The organism is Spirochaetota bacterium (assembly GCA_026414805.1).
Classification (GTDB): domain Bacteria; phylum Spirochaetota; class UBA4802; order UBA4802; family UB4802; genus UBA4802.
The window spans coordinates 55,849-73,192 of the sequence record JAOAIH010000006.1; the positions used below are offsets into that span (position 1 = coordinate 55,849).

15 protein-coding genes are annotated in these 17,344 nt (G+C 39.0%); 8 read left to right on the forward strand and 7 right to left on the reverse strand.

Annotation, left to right across the window (positions count from 1 at the left end; translation table 11 throughout):
- The first annotated feature begins 36 nt into the window (after nt 1-36).
- A complete protein-coding gene (locus tag N3F66_02500) occupies nt 37-411 on the forward strand; it encodes a hypothetical protein (GenBank protein MCX8123016.1) in 375 nt (124 codons plus the stop codon).
- Between the two features lie 3 nt (nt 412-414).
- On the opposite strand, the gene N3F66_02505 is transcribed toward N3F66_02500, so the two are convergent.
- From N3F66_02505 to N3F66_02535, 7 genes are all read right to left on the reverse strand, one after another.
- Nucleotides 415-4,716: an acyl-CoA dehydratase activase gene (locus N3F66_02505; GenBank protein ID MCX8123017.1), complete on the reverse strand. Its 4,302-nt coding sequence runs from the start codon at nt 4,714-4,716 to the stop codon at nt 415-417.
- Between the two features lie 61 nt (nt 4,717-4,777).
- A complete protein-coding gene (locus N3F66_02510) occupies nt 4,778-5,698 on the reverse strand; it encodes a TerC family protein (protein ID MCX8123018.1) in 921 nt (306 codons plus the stop codon).
- 27 nt (nt 5,699-5,725) lie between these two features.
- Nucleotides 5,726-6,394, reverse strand: a complete 669-nt coding sequence (gene hypB, locus N3F66_02515) for a hydrogenase nickel incorporation protein HypB (protein ID MCX8123019.1) — start codon at nt 6,392-6,394, stop codon at nt 5,726-5,728.
- Nucleotides 6,395-6,977: 583 nt separating this feature from the next.
- Nucleotides 6,978-8,543, reverse strand: coding sequence for a nickel-dependent hydrogenase large subunit (locus tag N3F66_02520; protein ID MCX8123020.1), 1,566 nt, complete (start codon nt 8,541-8,543; stop codon nt 6,978-6,980).
- Complete coding sequence (locus tag N3F66_02525; GenBank protein ID MCX8123021.1) at nt 8,536-9,540, reverse strand: hydrogenase small subunit; 1,005 nt, start codon at nt 9,538-9,540, stop codon at nt 8,536-8,538. Before N3F66_02525 ends, N3F66_02520 begins: the two co-directional genes overlap by 8 nt.
- A gap of 24 nt (nt 9,541-9,564) precedes the next feature.
- Nucleotides 9,565-10,032, reverse strand: coding sequence for a HyaD/HybD family hydrogenase maturation endopeptidase (locus N3F66_02530; GenBank protein ID MCX8123022.1), 468 nt, complete (start codon nt 10,030-10,032; stop codon nt 9,565-9,567).
- 26 nt (nt 10,033-10,058) lie between these two features.
- Complete coding sequence (locus N3F66_02535) at nt 10,059-10,463, reverse strand: cytochrome c family protein (GenBank protein ID MCX8123023.1); 405 nt, start codon at nt 10,461-10,463, stop codon at nt 10,059-10,061.
- A gap of 337 nt (nt 10,464-10,800) precedes the next feature.
- Between N3F66_02535 and hypF the strand changes: the two genes are divergently transcribed.
- The 7 genes from hypF to N3F66_02570 form a co-directional block, all read left to right on the forward strand.
- Nucleotides 10,801-13,065, forward strand: a complete 2,265-nt coding sequence (hypF, locus tag N3F66_02540) for a carbamoyltransferase HypF (protein ID MCX8123024.1) — start codon at nt 10,801-10,803, stop codon at nt 13,063-13,065.
- Complete coding sequence (hypD, locus tag N3F66_02545) at nt 13,055-14,113, forward strand: hydrogenase formation protein HypD (GenBank protein ID MCX8123025.1); 1,059 nt, start codon at nt 13,055-13,057, stop codon at nt 14,111-14,113. The genes hypF and hypD overlap by 11 nt, the downstream gene beginning before the upstream one ends.
- Entirely contained in the window at nt 14,114-15,112 is a 999-nt protein-coding gene (gene hypE, locus N3F66_02550; protein ID MCX8123026.1) for a hydrogenase expression/formation protein HypE, read from the forward strand. It begins immediately after the preceding gene.
- A gap of 19 nt (nt 15,113-15,131) precedes the next feature.
- Nucleotides 15,132-15,365 (forward strand): HypC/HybG/HupF family hydrogenase formation chaperone, encoded by a 234-nt coding sequence (locus N3F66_02555; protein ID MCX8123027.1) that lies wholly within the window; start codon nt 15,132-15,134, stop codon nt 15,363-15,365.
- Nucleotides 15,366-16,202, forward strand: coding sequence for a fumarate hydratase (locus N3F66_02560; protein ID MCX8123028.1), 837 nt, complete (start codon nt 15,366-15,368; stop codon nt 16,200-16,202).
- Nucleotides 16,199-16,750, forward strand: coding sequence for a FumA C-terminus/TtdB family hydratase beta subunit (locus tag N3F66_02565; protein ID MCX8123029.1), 552 nt, complete (start codon nt 16,199-16,201; stop codon nt 16,748-16,750). The genes N3F66_02560 and N3F66_02565 overlap by 4 nt, the downstream gene beginning before the upstream one ends.
- Nucleotides 16,719-17,344, forward strand: a 626-nt coding sequence (locus N3F66_02570; GenBank protein MCX8123030.1) for a CoA pyrophosphatase, incomplete at its 3' end; no start/stop codon positions are given. The genes N3F66_02565 and N3F66_02570, both read left to right, overlap by 32 nt.

Sequence of the window (17,344 nt, forward strand, 5' to 3'; positions counted from 1 at the left end):
ACCATGACATAAATATTTATAAAAAAAGGGTAACGTATGAGTACACTAAATGATCTTTTTTCTTCTGAATATTTAAAAGACAACGCCATTCTCATAGGTAAAATCAAAAAACCAACAATCACCAAAGAAGAAGCTAACCAAATCCTAGAATTTGTCAAGCAAGATATACAAAACTACCCTGACCACCAGCATTTTATACTTGATGTCCTTGTGGTACAGGAGGTATCAAATCCAATAATAGGCGTTTTAATGAAAGCGCTGCAATTCTGGAAAAAAACAAGAGGGTATGCTCTCCTTGTGATGACTGATGATCTTTTGCAAAAAATAATGATTGAACAGCCTGCAATGTTTGACTTTTTTGCAGTTTTTCATAGTATTGATGAAGCAATAGCCTTTACAAAAAAGGCCTAAAGGTTATAACTCTTTAATTATTTTTCTTTCAACTCCAACTGCCCTTACCTCACGGTGCTCAATAATATCATTCATTTTGGGCTCTTCCTTAAAGCGCATCACATTCAACATGAATATTTCAAGCTTGTTTAATGTTGTAGGAGGGAGAGTATTTCCATCAATTTCCAATGACATTACGGGATATCCTTGTAACCGCGCCCAAGGGGTGAGAATTCCTTCAATTACACGGCCAATCAAACAAGCAAATGGCGAGATATTGACAATGCCCGAATACCCATCCTGCATTGCTGATGCTGCAACGCCACTTGACACACTTATCTCGGACTGAAGCTCTAAATTAACAAAATGTTTTTTTGCCATGTCCATTATTGCATGCATATCATGAGGAGTTTCCAGAATAAGCCCTGTTTTCCCAAGTGCTCTTTTAACTTTTTTTTCTACCGAATGTTTATACCATTGTTCAATATAAAATCGTAATAACTTTTTTGTTTCAGCTATAAAAAGCTTTTTATACCATGGCGCTTGCTTTATTACCTTTTTAAGCTCATACTCGCGAACAAAATCACAATAATAGATCCATTCACTAACTCCTGAAACCTTGGCAATAATTCCTTTTGTGCTGAAATGTTTAATAAGTTCATCAATTGCAAAATCATCTCTGCGTACATAGATCTCTCCCACTACCAGTACTTTTGGGCATTGGGCGATAGCTCTTTGTAATGGTATTTTGCTGATAGTATCAGCTATTCTTTTTAGCACCGGTATCACTCTGGTAATATCCTTTTCTGCAACCTGAAGTAACTCCTGCCACAGTGTATCATACACTGCAAGTGCAGCTATTGGGTCTTTGGCACATGCTCTCAGTGCTGTTTCAATATCTTTCATATAGTCGCTGATGACAACTCCCCACCATGCATGTTTTGAAAAGTGCGGACCCAACTCTGTATATGAATGTGATGAATCAAGTGTTACCACGCATACATTTTCAAAACGTAAATCCTTAAATAAATTTTCATAGAGTACAAAATACTGGCCTGTGCGGCATGGTCCTTGGGTTGTAGGCACAAATAATAAATATATTTCATCCTTCTTGTATCGTGACGAAGAAAAGTATTGCAGTGCGCTTCCCAATACCAGATGCGAAGGCAAGCATTCTTTCCCCGAGACAAATTGCCGTGCTAATTGCAATGTTCTGGCATCAGGTACTGGCATTGCTTCAGCATGTATGCCTGCAGAACGCAGTGATGCAGCTAAAAGCTCTGCACCCAAACGACCCATGCTGGCTAAAAGCAGCGTAACTTTGTTATTGTTTCGTACAGGAATTTTGTGACCGGTAAACACATTGCGTACATACAAATCATTATCTTCAATGACAAACCGTAAACCATTATCATATCTTGCAACATTTTCACCCATACACTTTTGTCTGTAGCCTTCAATAATATCTAAGAATGCTTCAATACGCGTATCAATACCTGCATCAGCAGTATGCGAATCAAGTTCTAGAATGAGGAACGGTTTTGAACCCATAATCCATTTCAGGTAGTGCAGCATAAATGAGTCGGGAGCACATGAAAAATTTGAAATAAACGTTACATATATGTTATTTTCTTTTGCAAGCATGACAGCTGCCTTCATATCCTGCTGGCCATAAAACCAGTACATGTTTGAAAATATTGTCTCATCTACAAAAGGCAGTATGTCAAAAGGAATTACTGTATATCCCATACTGGTATATTTTTTTGGAATACCCATGTTTGCATTACCAGTAAACGCATTATACGGGCGTCCTAACAGAGCTATTGCCGGTTTTTGCAATGTGCGAGCAAACTCTAATGCCTGCTTTCCCAATTCTTGTGCTTTTTTGAAGTATTCATTCTGTTTTTCCAGTGCAATCCTGAAAGCCATTTTCCCCTGTGCTTCAGAAAAGCCCAATTTTTTTGCAATTTCCACAAACGAAATCTCTGTTTGTTCGTCTGACAGTTTAAGGTTTATAACTGGCGAAAGTATTTTCTGCTGCGGTAACTCATCAAACGCTTTTTGAATATAATAGGGCAGCCCCTGGGTTATAGGACAGAATGTAGCACGTACATCATTCTGGTAACTCTTCATTTCCTTAATATGTGGCAGGAATATATAATCAACATTCTTCTCTAAAATATTTTTAACCACACCATGCGCAATCTCAGCAGGGAAGCAATAGGCACTTTCTACTTTTGCTACTCCTTCTTCTGAGATTTCATCCGAAGTAACTATCGCCACACCTAATGAATGAAAAAACCATGAATACAATGGCCACAATGTGTAAGTAGAAAAGCACAACGGTATACCAACTGTAACAGATGCATTGTGAATTTTTTCTTGTGGGGAATATTCATTAAACAATAGCGCATTTCTTTTTTCTATAAAATCAACAACTTCATTTTGGTTCACTATCCTCTTTTTGCGGATGTTAGCATACTTGTTGCACCTTCCACCAAACATATAAGTATTGCCATTGACATTGAGCACTCGTATAGGGCAATAATTGTCACATGCCTTGCAGGTGAACTCTCGTTCGTATATGATATTGGTATTGAGGATTGCCTCAAGGGAATATATTTTTTTCTGTAGCTGTCCCTCCTTCAACTTGTTATAAGCAACCAGCGCTACACCAAAACATCCCATGAGTTCAGGATCAGGTGGTACTGTTATGTGTTTGCCAAGTAACATAGCAAATGCAAGGGGAACTGCTTTGTTTTTTGCTACACCACCCTGCAGCACTATGGCATTGCCTATTGTTCTATTACCCACAACACGATTAAGATAATTTGCAACAATTGATGTTACTAACCCTGCAGTGATGTCCTCTTTGCTTGCGCCCTGCTGAATAGCTTTGCGTATATCAGAATTAATAAATGCCGAGCAGTGCTGGCCAAATTTAAGTGGATTATCTGCTTTAAGTGCAATATCACCTATTTGCCATGCATGCTCAATATTTAAATCTCCCTGCGCTGACTCCTCTAAAAATGAGCCAGTACCAGCTGAGCATGCTTCATTCATTGCATAATCAATAGGAACACCATTTTTCAAGTATACATACTTGGCATCTTGTCCACCAATTTCAAAAATAGTGTCAATATCTGGTTTAAAATACGTTGTTCCCACCGAGTGGGCAATTATCTCATTATAGACAGCCGGGGTTTCCAGAAACACTCCCAGAATTTCACGGGATGAGCCGGTTGTTGCTGCCAACGATATTGTAATTGAGCTATCGCCAATCTGTTCTTTGAGCTGCTTTTGTATCTCTACAATACATTGCTTCAATGCGTTCACTGGGTCGCCATGTGTTCGTCCATAGTAAGCTGCAACAATCTCATGAGTATGCATATCAACAAGGCATGCTTTTGTAGTTGTAGAACCACCATCAACACCTAATATATATTCACCTCCTGGTTGTGCCCTGCCGCGTTTTGATGGAATATAGGTTACATTATCTAGTGCCGTTTTCAAACTCTTAAACCGTGGAAAGCTTATGGTATGTTTTTCAAACAAATTGCTGCCCAAAGGCTCACCAAAATGCTGTGCTAAAAGCGCAGCGCCATAGGCTTCAAAATATGCAGCAGTTGTAGGTACAACAAATTCAATGAGTGGCAATTTTTCTTTGATAAATTGCAAAATATACGGATTGCGTGTGATGCCACCAACGACAATAACTGTACCCTTTTGTATTCTGGCTTTTTTTAAAAAATCAGCAACCTTAATTGCCATGACATTTGACAGCGATAGGACTATATCGCCTTTGGTTGCCTCTCCTTTATTGAGCCTGTGAGTACAATCACTTTTCATAAACACTGAACATCGGGTTGATAGTTTCAATACCTTACTTTCCCTAGAGATTGTAAAAATATCTTCAAGTGTCATATCCATCCGGGCTAACTGTTGTTTGAAGAATTCACCAGTTCCTGCCGCACATTTATTGCCCGAAAAATAATTTTTTATTTTTTTATTTTCATCAATAGTATACACAATAAGGTCTTCACCCCCCATGGATACAACTGCATCAGGATAACAATCAATATGCTTCAACGCTTCTTCAATGCTAACCGATTCAATGGTACGGGGAAGCTTAAGCAAATACCGACCTTCATTTCCAGTAACTATCGCCTTGGCATTTTGAGGTATTTTTAATTGAGCAAGTATTGTAGCAAGCGTTCCAATAACATCTCCTTCATGGGGCATACTACTAACCTTTTCTACTGCCACACCATTGCATACAACAACTTTAACACTGGTAGAACCAATATTAATACCCACGCTCACCATGACAATACCTCCATGTTTATGCACACTTTGGTCTATTATTAGTTTTTTTGTATATTCCTGTTTATTTTTCTTTATTTTCGGGGATATAGATAGAAGTGAGTATTGAAATTGTCAATACAAAAGCTATTACTCCAAGAGAAATCTCTGTTGGGATATGAAAACCTAACTGTGCTGCAATCATTTTGCATCCTACATATATCAGGATAACTGACAACCCATAGTGTAAAAACCTGAAAAGCCGCATAACAGCAGCCAGCGCAAAATATAGAGCGCGTAAGCCAAGAATTGCCATAACATTTGAAGTATACACAATAAAGGGATCATGGCTTATTGCCAGTACAGCAGGAATTGAATCAACAGCAAATACTACATCAGTTGATTCAACTACCAATAATACAATGAATAGTGGTGTGACAAACCGCTTACCATTTTCCTTTACAAAAAAATAACCATTGCGATAATCACCGGTAACCGGCAGCATTTTGCGTGCTAATTTAAGTACGGGATTTTTTTCAGGATGTATTTCTTTATCCTTTTCTTTCATCATTTTATAGCCAGTGTATATCAAAAATGCACCAAATACATACAAAATCCAATCAAACTTTTCAATTAGTGCAATTCCTGCAAATATAAATATTGCACGCATGATAAGTGCACCCAATACACCCCAAAATAACACCTTATGCTGATATATAGGATGCACTTTAAAATATGTGAATAACATTAAAAAAACAAAAATATTATCCATACTCAATGACTTTTCAACAAGGTAGGCAGTAAAAAATAATAAGGCTTTCTGATAACCTGAGTAGAAATATATTCCAGCATTAAAAAGCAATGCCAGCAAAATCCAGAAAATTGTCCATAGTACAGCTTCTTTTACTTTAATTTCATGGGCTTTTCTGTTAAAAACTCCCAAATCCAGAAGAAGCATGGCTAAAACAAAAGCATTAAAACCAACCCACAACAGCGTTGATGTCATTTATTTCTCCACACTAATAGAGTGAAATCACTTCCCAATCTTATTCTTTATTCTTGCTCTCAGCGCTTTTAAAAAGCCTTCCATTCCTTCTCCTGTTTTTGCACTGACTGTATGTATCTCCATCTTTGGATTTGTGCGTTTAACATTTGCAAGCAATTCATCCATGTTGAAATCAAGATATGGCAAAAGGTCAATTTTATTAATCAACAGTGTATGCGAGGAGTTAAACATCAAAGGATATTTAACCGGTTTATCCTCTCCTTCGGTTACACTCAATACCACAATCCTTTCATCATCACCTAATTCAAATTCAGCAGGACAGACCAGATTACCAATATTTTCAATTATAACTACATCAATGGCATCAAGATTAAATTTTTCAAGACAGCCCATAATCCATGAACTTTCTAGATGACATGCACCACCAAAAAGTTTTGTTTCAATTTGCACGATAGGGATATTGTACTTGGCTAATTTTTTTGCATCATTTGTTGTTTCCATATCCCCTTCAATAAGTGCAATAGCATAATCCGGTTGTAGGTGTGCAATAATCTTATCAGTTATAGTTGTTTTCCCTGAACCTGGTGAACTCATGATATCAAGCATATAGACTTTTTTTTCTTTTAGTAGTTTTCTTATCTCATCGGCTTTCTGGATATTAGATTCATAGATATTCTGTAAAACCTGAATTTCCATATAATTTCTCCTAATATTATAAGGTTAATGTTGGTTTCATACTGATTGAAATTCCTGTAAGCTATTCTCTACCTGCAACATGTTGATACAATTGGTATTTGTTTAACGTAATAATTGTATTTGTCATCCTTCCTGGATTTATACAAAGGAAGTATGTCCATTATTGTAACTTTATCACAAAAATTTGCAATACAGCAAAAATTTCATGTATTATTAAATTATTAATTCTTAAAGATTCTCAATGCACAATTTAAAACAAATTTGTATACACATTACTTCAAGCAGCGTATAGACGTCAACTACTTCATTTCTTTTATACATTGTTATAATTACCCACGGCAAGCAAGAATAAAGAGTTTGATACATAGAATATTATATTTGTTTTTGCGTTATATTCACTTTACCTTTTATACTGAATGTGATATTTCAAAATAAGAAAGTCTCTGGTCATTTTTTAAACGTTGGATAATTGAATGCAATCCTGAATTACTCAAAGTAGCACTGTGTATATAAATTAGGTAAATAGCAAAAAAAGGCTATCCGTAGTATACGAATAGCCTTTTTATGGACAATACTATTGTAGTTAACAAATCTTGAAGGTTCCTATCTCCCTATCACCTTCAACAACATGTACTGCACAGGCAATACATGGGTCAAAGGAACGAACTACTCGAGCAGCTTCAATAGGATTCTTGGGATCAGCTATAGGAGTGCCAAGCAATGCCTGCTCAACTGGACCCAACTTGCCATCGTCGCCACGTGGGCCACAGAACCATGTTGTTGGAACTACGCACTGGTAGTTTGCAATTTTCTTATCTTCAATTACTATCCAGTGACCTAATGCTCCACGAGAAGCTTCGGTTAAACCTTCACCTTGACCTTTGTCAGGTATTTCATAGGTTGAACGTGGCATAGCTCCAATTTCAAGCTCATCTAACCATTCATAGGCTCTCTGGCATAGCAGTTTACATTCAATGACTCGTGCAGCATGACGGCCTAATACTGAAAATACCGCATCAATGTCAGCATTAAAAACTTTTAACAAAGCATCAACTTCCTGTTTAATTTCTTTATGGCCGCTTAGATAATTGATTGCAACACGCGCTAAAGGTCCAACCTCCATTGGCATGCCATCATAACGAGGAGCCTTAAGCCATGTATATGCACCAGGCTTATGTGGATCAGGATTAGTCTGCCCCTGATATGGATGCAGGTTGGTTCCGGAGTTATAGCGTGCAAATCGCACCTGCTCACGTATTTTGGAAGAATCAAATTCTAGTAATTTCTTGCCATCAAATACTCCACGTTTGAAGTAAAATTCTGTCTGTTCCTGATTTTCATCAAAAACACCGTATGACAAGAAATTAGTATATTTACCTATTTTGAAATAATCACTGTATGCTTTAGCCACAGCGATAATATCATTATAATACACCTCATTGACAAACTCTTCCACCTGTTTTAATAACTTCTTATACTGCCGTATTGCACTTCTGGTTGGGACCTGAGTAACACCACCAGGTACCAAGCCAACCATATGTGGTGTCCTTCCGCCAAAAATGCCGATCATCTGTTGTGCTTTTAAACGGACATCCAGAGCTTCAAGATAGTGCGCAATTGCAGCAATATTTAGGTCCTGATCCTTAATGTAAAAATCACCCTCATATCGAGGCAAAAATGGAGCAACTGCAGTAATCGCATCCTGCCTGTTCTTTTTTACCTCAAGCTCATTCTTTGCCCAATCACGGACTGCCAAAAGCTTCTTATCGCTGCCATTATACTTTAATATTGATGTGATATCAACATAATCAAGCGCACAAAGATGATAGAAATGCAAAATATGTGACTGCAGATAATCAGCAGTTAAAATTAAATTCCTAAGCAATCTACCATTATTATTTGCCTTAATGCCAAAGGCAGAATCAAGACATTTGCTTGATGCAATGCCATGAGGTGCTGGGCATACACCACAGATTCGCTGGGTTATCTGATTTGCATCAACAGGATTTCTCCCTTTAAGAATCATTTCATATCCTCGGAACATGTCGCCTTTGCTTTTTGCATCGACAACTTTTCCGTTCTGTACATCTACTTCAATAGATAGATGTCCTTCTATTCTGGTAATGGGATCCAATAATACCTTAGCCATTGATGACACCTCCATTCTTAAGTTTTACTACAGTGCTGGCAATCTCAGGATGCAGCTCTTTCAAATCTTGATTGCTGGCAACAAGATGTTTATAAATACCTCTGTTACCATAATCTGGGAATGGAGGCTCTGTACATCCAATACATCCTGAACCACAGTTAGTACAGGTATTAACCCCGCCAACCCATTTACGGGTGGGGATATCACATCCTGTATCCATACCTAAGCATCCTAAAAGATACAGACACCCTTCTTCACCCCAGTGTTTTGCAAACCGGCCACGTTTATAATCAGGCAGCCGTTCGCATTTTTCATGAACTGTGGTACCAAAATACATAAGCGGACGATTGTATTCGTCAAGCTCCGGCATGCCTTTGAGTAGAACATGCAACAGAGTGCCTACCATCCAGTCAGGATGAGGTGGGCATCCCGGAATATTTATTACCTTCTTGTCAGGGAACATCTTCTGCAATGATATTGCTCCAGTAGGATTATCGCCTGTTGCTCTTAATTTTGCAGCAGGAATACCCCCAAATGCAGAACAAGAACCAACTGCTACCAATGCTATCGCATTTTTACCCAATTTTTCAATCCATTCCCTAGCACCAATTAATCTTCCATCCATTTCGCCTATGGTGCAATATTCATCGGATTTAGTGGGGATAGAACCTTCTACTATTAATACAAAATCTTTACGGTTTGTCTTCACTGCATTTTCAAGCACCTGTACGGCTGCATGACCTGTTCCACCGCATAACGTCTGATGGTAATTCAAGCTAATATATTCGGTGATAACAGTTGCAATATCAGGCTCCAGCTTGTTTAAAAGCGAAACCGAACACCCAGAACAGGATTGCGCCTGTATCCAGATAACATTGGTACGCTCAGAAGCTTTCTGTAATGCTTTTTTACAACCTTGAATCAGTACACTGGGAAATGCTACAGCAGCAGTAGTAGCTCCCATTATTTTTAAAAATTCTCTTCTGTTTAGCGACATGTAACAACCTCCTAATGTATCAGGTTAATAAGCAGTAACACTATCAAGAATCAACTCCACAACTTTTGGAATTGATCCTTCTACCGAAGGGCTGAGAGAAGTATCCAGTGACCATATATCCTCTGGAACAATACCAATTACTTCAACTTCTGGACGTGCTCCTTTCAATTGCAGAACCCTCAGTACTTCGGCAATACCCATTTCATGCAATGAAACCTGGGGCGACTGTGCCTTGAGATGATTTCCACTGAATCTATATATACTGCCAGGTTTATCTTGAACCCTTAATGCATCAATAATAACCAGTTTATCATACCCCAACATATACTGAATAAGATTAAATCCGGCAGTCCCACCATCAAGCAATTTTACACTTGCAGGAAGGGGTACGTTATGCTGTTGCATGTACTGTACTACATGCACTCCAACACCATCATCTTTCTGAAACATATTGCCTATACCAAGTATTAATGTCTTTTTACCACGTTTCATTGCAATGTCTTTGATGGCACCATTGTTTAATTCTTAGCTATGTGACACTCGTTGCACAACACAGGCCCTTTCTTTGACTGGGCATGGCAATTAATGCACAGGTTGTGAATAGTGTCCTCCCCTTTAGCACCTTTGTGGCACGCTGCACACTGTTTTATTCTGTCATCATTACCTGTTTTGTGGTGACATACAACGCATTTAATACCAGCATCTTCATGTTTTTTATGTGGCATTGCAACAGGGTCCATTGCATTCATTGTTGCACCAATACCAGCCAGTTTGTCCTTATCCGTAATAAATTTATTCACATCCGTTACTGTGACAACATCAGTTGGGCTTGGATTAATATTAGTTGTCCCTTCAGAGCAACCAATAATTACTGCAATGGATAGCATACCTAAACAAAACACTAACAACCTGATTTTACTCACATTTTACCTCCTTTGTTGTATAAAAGTATTGAGTAAATATTTTTAAAATAAATTATAGAAATTAGGCAAACAAACCATTAAAAGAATAGAATTTATGAACATAGGTTTTAAGTCAATCACTTATTGAAATGGAATTCATAGCATAAAACCATACTGCGTGCATAAAAATGGAATAATAAAAAACGCACTGTGTAAAATGCTTGGATTGTTATTCTATAACAGAACTAAAATATTGTCAACAATATTTTAGCATTATATAAAATGCTTTATAATCTTTTCTTGTTTCTTTATCGCTTTGCATTGAATGCTATGGAGATGATGTGCTACAATGTTTTGTATGACAACCCATTATCACATACAGGTCAAAGGTATTGTTCAGGGCGTGGGATTTAGGCCTTTTGTATACAACATTGCAGTTTCACATAACCTGTGTGGCAGTGTATCTAATAATACAGAAGGAGTGACAATCCACCTGGAGGGACCCGAATCAGAAATTCAAAAATGTATAGAAATTATCCGTACTAATCCACCTCCACTGGCACAGATAATCGATATACACATTGAAAAACTACCACCTGATGGGTTCACGCATTTTTCCATACTTGAAAGCACCACTACCACAACCAGGGATGTTTTTATTCCACCGGATGTTGCAATTTGCCCGGAATGTCTCAGTGATTTTTTTGATATGGGCAACCGGCGATACCACTATCCCTTTACTACCTGTACTCATTGTGGACCACGATTCAGCATTATTCAAGACATACCCTATGATAGAGAAAACACCGCAATGAATCCGTTTATTATGTGCAGTGAGTGTCAACGGGAATACACAAATCCACGCGACCGTCGTTTCCACACACAGCCCAATGCCTGTGCCACATGTGGCCCTCATATAGTGCTGTGCGATAGCTCCGGCAACATACTCCAAACACAATTTGATGATATCATCATCCACCTGCAAAAAATTTTGCGCACCCACATTGTTGCACTGAAAAGCGTTGGGGGGTATCATTTAGCCTGTGATGCAACCAATGATGAATGTGTAAAACTTTTACGCCAGCGAAAACAAAGACCTTTCAAGCCATTTGCTATTATGGTATCATCACTTGAATTTCTTGAAACATTTTGTACCGTCACCAATAAAGAAAAAGAACTGCTACAAAGCAAAGAGCGCCCCATCGTTTTAGTACAATTGCAAAAGAACATCATAAGTCCATATGTTGCTCCAGGCCTTTCGTACATTGGGGTGATGCTTCCGTATACGCCATTTCAGTATATGCTCTTTCACAATAACACCCAAAGCATATATGTAATGACCAGTGCAAATATATCAGACGAGCCTATTATATACAAAGATGATGATGCATTTGAGCGACTACACAGTATAGCAGATTACTTTGTTACTTACAATCGCGAGATACTATCACACACTGATGATTCTGTCATGTACGTGGTAGATGAAAAACCTTACTTTGTGCGCCGTTCACGGGGGTTTGTGCCAGCACCACTTTTTATCAAACAAACACCTGTTCATATTCTTGCAACTGGTGGTGATTTAAAAAACAGCTTTGCATTGGCTCGCAACAACGTTACAGTTGTTAGTCAGTACTTAGGAGATTTGTCTACTCCATGGGGCAATGAGTTATACAAAAAAACTATCGCCCATTATTGTAAAATCTTTGATTTTGAACCTCAAAGTATAGTCCACGATTTGCATCCCAATTACTTTACCACAATGTATGCACATGAATACAAAGAGCGCGGGATGCTGACCGTTGGAGTACAGCACCATCATGCTCACATAGCATCTGTATGCGAAGAACACAAGCTGTATGAACCTGTCATTGGAATTGCCTTTGATGGGACAGGATACGGTACTGACCACACATTGTGGGGAAGCGAATTTTTAATAGCAGACACAACATCCTTTACACGCGCAGCACACTTTGATTACTTTGGGCTTCCTGGTGGAGAAAACGCAATAAAAGACCCTTGGAAAATAGGCCTGTCATTGCTTATGTCAGGAACTATTGATGACAAAAATTTTTTTACTGAAAAAAAGGAAAAAGATTTTGTAAAGGAGATAATTTACAAAAACATCAACTGTCCACTAACCTGTAGCATTGGAAGGTTATTTGACGGTGTTGCTGCTATTTTAGGTATTGCACATCACATCAGCACCGAAGCCCAAGCCGCAATGCTTTTAGAAGAATATGCATTACACGCACTGAATGACACCACAACATTTACTGTCCCCATAAAAGAAGACGCTTCACTTGTTATAGACACTTCGTATATCATCAGAGAAATTATCACAATGTATGAAGCTAACATTCCTGTTACTGCTATAGCCATGCGCTTTCACCGGGCAATAGCCGATGTAACTATCGCCACTGCACTAAAGCTTAAGGACCTTTACAACATCAACAAAATAGTGCTTTCGGGGGGTGTGTTCCATAACAGGATATTACTACACCTCATTTCAACAGGCTTACAAAAAAAATCATTTGACGTATATATACCTCAAAAACTACCGTGCAATGATGGCGGTATTGCACTTGGCCAGATTGCTATAGGAAGGGATACCTATGGACATTAAAAAAGAAGCATCGTTATTATCGCACTTTAAAATTGAAAAGCCTGTTGCCATAATGGAAGTATGCGGCACACATACTACTGAATTTTTTCGCACTGGCGTTAAGGATATATTCCCTGCTAACCTGCGCCTAATTGACGGACCTGGCTGCCCTGTCTGTGTTACTTCAAACGAATATCTTGACACAGCCATTGCCATTGGCTGGCAGCATAACTGTGTTATCACTACCTTTGGTGATATGATGAAGGTACCCTCATCATATAGTTCACTGGCAAAAGAAAAATCTAAAGGGCTGCAGGTTGAAGTTGTATACTCACCAATGGATGCTGTATATCTTGCAGAGCAACACCCAGACAAAAAAATTATTTTTTTGAGCATTGGTTTTGAAACCACCGCACCAGCTATAGCAGCTTGTGTACTTGAAGCAAAAAAGAAAAATTTAAAGAATTTTTACATTTTACCCGGAAACAAGCTTACAGTGCCTGCTGTGAAGGTGTTGCTTGATTCAGGCGAGGTCAACATAGATGGCTTTATTTTGCCAGGACATGTGAGTGCAATCATTGGCAAAAAAGCATGGGATTTCATTGCCACTGATTATGGCAAGCCAGCGGTTGTTGCCGGCTTTGAAGACTTTGACCTTATACGCGGAACGTTGATGCTTCTTGGTCTTATTAAAGAAAATACCCCCAAAGTGCTGAACGAATATCCCCGTGTGGTACGTGATAATGGTAACCCCAAAGCTCTTGAAATATTATACAGTGTGTTTACAAAAGGTAATGCCCACTGGCGAGGTATAGGAGTAATACCTGAAAGCGGCCTTGACCTTAAAGATGAATTTGCTGATTTTGATGCAGGTAAACAATTGAAAGCTGAAGTTCCCTCACCCAAAGAACATCCGGGGTGCCGTTGCGGAGAACTTTTGCGTGGAGTCATTATACCTACAGATTGCCCACTATTTGGCAAGGCATGTACTCCGGAACACGCCGTGGGACCATGCATGGTTTCCTCTGAGGGACCATGTTCAGCATACTATAAATACGGGAGAAAGTGAATGGAAATAATTGTTCCTGCTCATGGCAGTGGCGGAAAGCCAATGAATGACCTCATTACCAATCTAATAAAATCAATCCTTGGGAATGAAACTATACAGCTTGACGATGCTGCATGCCTTACGTTGCCGGGAAGTAACATTGCTTTTACCACCGACAGCTATACCATTACACCCATAGAATTTTCCGGTGGGAGTATTGGCAGTCTTGCAATTAACGGCACCGTCAATGACCTGGCGGTAATGGGAGCAACACCTCTATATATTTCATGTGCACTCATTCTTGAAGAAGGGCTTGAAATTGAAACGTTACGTCGCATTCTTATTTCCATGAAAGAAGCAGCGGTAAAAGCAGGGGTGGCGATAGTTACCGGCGACACCAAGGTTGTGCCAAAAGGCAAAGGGGATGGTATATATATAAACACTGCTGGCATCGGAGTATTTATTAATCCACCACAGCGAAGGGAAATTAAGCCTGGCGACAGCATCATTATAAATGGTACCATTGGCGACCATGGCACCACTATTATGGCACTGCGTAACAACCTTACCTTTTCTAAAGGGCTCTCTTCAGATTGCGCTGCACTCAATCACCTGATTTTAGATGCTATTAAACACTATCCTGATGCAATTAAGTTTATGCGCGATGCAACGCGTGGTGGTGTTGCATCCATACTTAATGAAATTACGAAAAATGCCTTGTTTGGTGCTACACTGTTTGAAGATAGTTTACCAGTAAAAGATGAAGTCCGTGGAGTAGCTGAAATTTTAGGTATTGACCCGCTGTATATTGCAAATGAAGGGAAAGTTGTCATGATAGTTGACAGCCAATATGCTGATGGTATTGTTGCTGTCATGAAAAACCATCCTGAAGGAAAAGAGGCAGCCATAATAGGCACAATAACCTCTGAGTTTCCTGGCAAAGCATTTATGCAAACTAAAATTGGCGGCAAACGGATATTGCCTGTACTCATTGAGGAACAACTGCCACGAATTTGTTAACATGGTGAGGTAAAAAACTATGTGTTTGGCTATACCAATGACAGTAAAAAAGATAGAAGGCTCCAAAGCTACTGTTGAATCGATGGGGGTTGAAAAGCTGGTTGACATTGCACTAACCCCCGATGTAAAGGTTAATGATAAGGTAATAGTGCATGCAGGATTCATCATTGAAATCCTTGATCCTGAAGCCGCACGCCAAATAGAAGAAACCTGGAATGAATATACAACACTGCTGGAGCAAGAACACAAATAAATGCGAATAATTTCACAAGAAGAGCTTTATTCTGCTGTAGCAAATCTTGTAGTGCAGGCTAATTTCAATTTACCTAGTCACGTGCATAAGGCGCTTTCCACAATGCACAGTGCCGAGCAAAAACCGTTAGCCAAAGAAACTCTCAATATTTTATTACAAAATGCGTTCATTGCTTCAAATAAGCACATTCCACTGTGTCAGGATTGTGGTTCGGTTATTGTTTTTTTGGAGATAGGCACCGGCGTTAAAGTTGATGGCAACCCTGTGGATATTATTAACACTGCTGTAGCAGATAGCTACAAGAAACATTTTCTGCGGCCATCTATCGTTCAAGACCCGCTGTTTGATAGAATGAACACTGGAACCAATACTCCAGCATTTATTCATACCGAATTTGTTGATGGCAACGACGTAAAAATCACTGTATACTTAAAAGGTGGTGGTTCTGAAAATATGACTGCACTAAAAATGTTTACCCCAACAGTCCACATTGAAGAAATCATGAATTTTATAGTAACCACCCTACAAAAAGCAGGACCTAATCCCTGCCCACCCCTTTTTTTAGGAGTTGGCATTGGCGGTACTGCTGACGTTGCTGTGCTTAACGCTAAAAAAGCAGTGTTACGGACACAATCTCATCCAAAAAAAGAATATCAAAAACTTGAAGAAGAAATTCTTACACGGTGTAACAAAACGGGCATTGGTCCTTTAGGATTTGGTGGGAACAATACTGTTGCTATGGTCAGAATAATGGAAGCACCCACTCACATTGCAACACTACCAGTTGCACTCAATCTTAACTGCCATTCTTTACGGTTTGGGTGTGCCATTATATGAAAGCTATCGAAATACACACACCCATAACTGAAGAGGTCATACGTAAACTGAAATCAGGAAATCTTTTGGCTATAAGTGGTACTATCTACACAGCCCGTGATAGGGCACATAAAATCATTGCTGATCTATACACACAGCAAAAACCTATTCCTGTAGATTTCACTAATGAAATAATCTTCTATGCAGGTCCAAGCCCTGCTCCTGAAGGGATGCCTGTGGGAGCTATCGGCCCTACTACATCATACCGTATGGATGCGTATACCGATGTTATGCTTTCTCTTGGAGTTCGTATGTTTATTGGCAAAGGTTCACGCAGTGAAGAAGTTAAAAGGCTTTTGATTCAGCATAAAGCTGTGTATTGTTCAGGCTTTGGTGGTGCTGCGGCATACTTAGCGCAATGCGTAGTTGATGCTCATATTGTGGCTTTTGAAGAGCTTGGACCAGAGGCTATTTATAAATTGACTGTCGAAAAATTCCCGGTTATTGTAATAAACGATATATATGGCGGAGACCTGTATGCTGATATTTACCAATCATCATCAGTTTGAAGATTTTTGTAATAGAATTTCACAAAAACTACATGAACGCCCCACACGGCAGATTGAGCGCAAAAGCCTTAAGGATGCGGCAGTCCTTATTCCCCTTTTTTTAAAGGACAATGCCCCTCACATTCTTGTTACCAAACGCACTACGAAAGTTGCTACCCATAAAGGAGAGGTATCACTGCCCGGGGGCGGCATTGATGAAAATGATAGAACGCCTCTGGATACAGCACTGCGCGAAACATATGAAGAAGTTGGTATAAAGCCTGAAGATGTTACCGTATTAGGTGAATTTGATCATTTTATTTCAATTTATGGTTTTCATGTATACACGTTTGTGGGGACTATTCCATATCCATACACCCTTACCATAAATCACGATGAAATTGAATCATACACTGAAGTGCCTCTTTCACTTTTTGTAGAGGAAAAGTATGATTCAATGGAATACTATACCTATGAAGGAAATCAATATGCCATTTATTACTACCATTATAATGGCTATACCATCTGGGGATTGACCGCTCGTATTCTTACTGATTTTTCACGGAAAATTATAAAAGATATAATGCTCCTGTCTCTTATACACATCTCCGAGCC